Annotated in this window: 4 protein-coding genes; all 4 read left to right on the top strand. The window is 56.8% G+C overall.

Annotation, left to right across the window (positions count from 1 at the left end; all coding sequences use genetic code 11):
• A partial coding sequence (gene tolB / locus Q8K05_RS16745) for a Tol-Pal system beta propeller repeat protein TolB (protein WP_305247748.1) occupies positions 1-800 on the top strand: 800 nt, incomplete at its 5' end.
• A gap of 45 nt (positions 801-845) precedes the next feature.
• Entirely contained in the window at positions 846-1,382 is a 537-nt protein-coding gene (pal, locus tag Q8K05_RS16740) for a peptidoglycan-associated lipoprotein Pal (RefSeq protein ID WP_305247747.1), read from the top strand.
• Positions 1,383-1,403: 21 nt separating this feature from the next.
• Positions 1,404-2,162: a tol-pal system protein YbgF gene (gene ybgF / locus Q8K05_RS16735; protein WP_305247746.1), complete on the top strand. Its 759-nt coding sequence runs from the start codon at positions 1,404-1,406 to the stop codon at positions 2,160-2,162.
• A 51-nt stretch (positions 2,163-2,213) separates the two neighbouring features.
• Positions 2,214-2,713, top strand: a 500-nt coding sequence (locus tag Q8K05_RS16730) for a YeeE/YedE thiosulfate transporter family protein (RefSeq protein ID WP_305247745.1), incomplete at its 3' end; no start/stop codon positions are given.

The raw sequence follows: 2,713 nt of genomic DNA, 5'->3' as shown, positions 1-2,713 counted from the left end.
TTTCAACGCGAATTGCCTACGTCACAAAGGCGGCCCAGCGCTACAACCTCTGGGTGGCCGATTCGGATGGGGAGGGTGCCCAGTCAGCCCTAGCAAGCGCGGAACCCATTATTTCGCCTTCTTGGTCGCCCAATGGTGCTCAGTTGGCATATGTTTCTTTTGAGTCGCGCAAGCCAGTCATTTACTCGCATGATGTTGCGACGGGAAGGCGTCGTCTGCTTGCCAATTTCAGGGGCTCCAACAGTGCGCCTGCATGGTCACCGGATGGCAAACAACTGGTCGCTACATTGAGCCGGGATGGCGGCTCGCAAATTTATGCGCTAAGCCTCACGGGGGGTGATCCCAAGAGGCTGACGCAGTCGTCCAGCATTGACACCGAGCCGGCCTATTCGCCGGACGGAAGGTACGTTTATTTTGTGAGTGATCGTGGCGGCGCTCCGCAGATCTACCGGATGAGTCCCGGCGGCGGCAACCCGGAAAGAGTGACCTTCACGGGCAGTTACAACATATCGCCGGCTGTCAGCCCGGACGGGCGCTGGCTCGCTTATGTTTCAAGGGTGGGCGGCGCATTCAAGCTCCATGTGATGGAACTGGCCAGCGGTACAGTCACTCCGATTACCGACACCACGGCCGACGAAAGCCCGAGTTTCGCACCCAATAGCCGCTTGATTGTGTACGCCACCCAGCAGCAGGGCAAAGAGGCCCTGATGACCACGACGCTGGATGGCAAAATCAAGGCCAGACTGTCGGGCATCAGCGGCGATATCCGTGAACCCGATTGGGGACCTTTTCAGCGATAGCCTCTGCTATCGAATTGTTTATTTTTTTATTTTTTAAGGTACTTCATGAAGCGCACCCTTTTTTCAATCATCTCTTCACTTGTTCTTCTTGCCGCGCTGACAGCCTGCGGCTCCAATGTCAAGCTTGCCGACGTGCCCGTTGAGGACAAGTCCGCCAGCACGAAGCAGGCTGATGGTGCGGCTGGTGCCGCCAGCAGGAGTGTGGCCCCGGTGCAGATTGACGGTAGCGATGTGTCGGGTGCCGGGCCAGCCAATACGGCCAAAATCATCTACTTCGATTTCAACAGCTACGTGGTCAAGCCGGAATTCCAGAGCACCATCGAGGCGCATGCCAAGTACCTGACGGCCAACAAGTCGCGCAAAATGGCTATTGAGGGACACACCGACGAGCGCGGCGGCCGTGAGTACAACCTGGCTTTGGGACAAAAGCGATCTGAAGCGGTGCGCCGGGCGCTGGGATTGCTCGGTGTCGCAGATGCCCAAGTGGAAGCCGTGAGTTTTGGCAAGGAAAAGCCTGTCGCCTCGGGAGCGGATGAAGATTCCATGGCCAAAAATCGTCGTGCCGAGATCAACTACCGCTAACACGGTATTCGAACTGTGAATATGTTCAAAGCTGCTGCCGCCGCTGTTGTGGCCTGCGTGCTGGCGTTCAATGCGAACGCTGCTTTGTTTGAAGACGACGAGGCGCGCAGAGCCATCCTTGATTTGCGGAAAAAGGTCGACGCTTCACAGCAACGCTCAACGGATGATCTGAGAAGAGTCAACGATGACAATGCCCAGTTGCGCCGCAGCATGCTTGATCTGTCCAACCAGATTGAGGCACTGCGAAACGAGATGGCCGTACTGCGTGGACAAAACGAGCAACTGACCCGGGGCGTTTCCGACATGCAGCGCAACCAGAAAGAGCTCACGCAAGGCGTTGACGAGCGCTTGCGAAAGTTCGAGCCTGCCAAGGTCACGGTGGACGGGAAGGAATTTGTGGCAGAACTGGCTGAAAAGCAGCAGTTTGAGGCTGCACTTGCGATCCTTCGCACAGGTGATTTTGCGGCTGCTCAAGCAAGTTTTGTCGCATTCACGAAACGCTACCCGCAAAGCGGCTACAAGTCTTCTGCTCTTTTCTGGCTAGGTAATGCCCAGTACGCTTTGCGCGACTACCGGGAGGCGGTGGTAAATTTTCGCGCTCTGGTCGCAGCCGAACCCGATCATTTGCGTGCACCGGAAGCGCTCCTGTCGATGGCCAATTGCCAGGTGGAACTCAAGGACGTCAAGTCGGCGCGCAAAACTTTGGGGGACCTTGTGAAAGCCTATCCGCAGTCTGAGGCAGCCACTGTCGCCAAAGAGCGCCTGACCAAGCTGAAGTAGCAAGCGCACATCGCCGGACTTGGGGTTTCCATTCCCACATAAAATTGGGGAATGGATATTTCCGGACTCAACATGCTTACCAGCCAGGTTCTCTGGGCTGCGTTCATCCTGTCAATGTTTTTTGGTGCCATCGTGCAGCGCACCCATTTTTGCACCATGGGAGCCATCGGCGATATCGTGAACATGGGGGACTGGACGCGCATGCGCATGTGGGCTATGGCGATCGGTGTCGCCATGATCGGTTTTTTTGGCATGGCGGCGGCCGGCCTGATCGATCCCGACAAAACGCTGTACGCGTCCAGCCGTTTCATTTGGCTCTCCGCGCTCGTTGGTGGTTTCATGTTCGGTTTCGGCATGGTCCTGTCTTCTGGCTGCGGCAGCAAGACCTTGGTGCGAATTGGAGGCGGCAGTCTTAAATCGCTGGTGGTTTTCGCCATCATGGGTATTGCTGGTTTTGCCACGCTCAAAGGCATCACCGCTGTAGCGCGCGTAGCCACGGTTGACCGGGTTGCGGTCGATTTCACCGTCAATGCCACGCTGCCCAACTGGCT

Origin of the sequence: Polaromonas sp. (assembly GCF_030682935.1) — a bacterium.
Lineage (GTDB): Bacteria > Pseudomonadota > Gammaproteobacteria > Burkholderiales > Burkholderiaceae_C > Polaromonas.
This window is presented reverse-complemented; position numbering and strand designations above follow the sequence as displayed.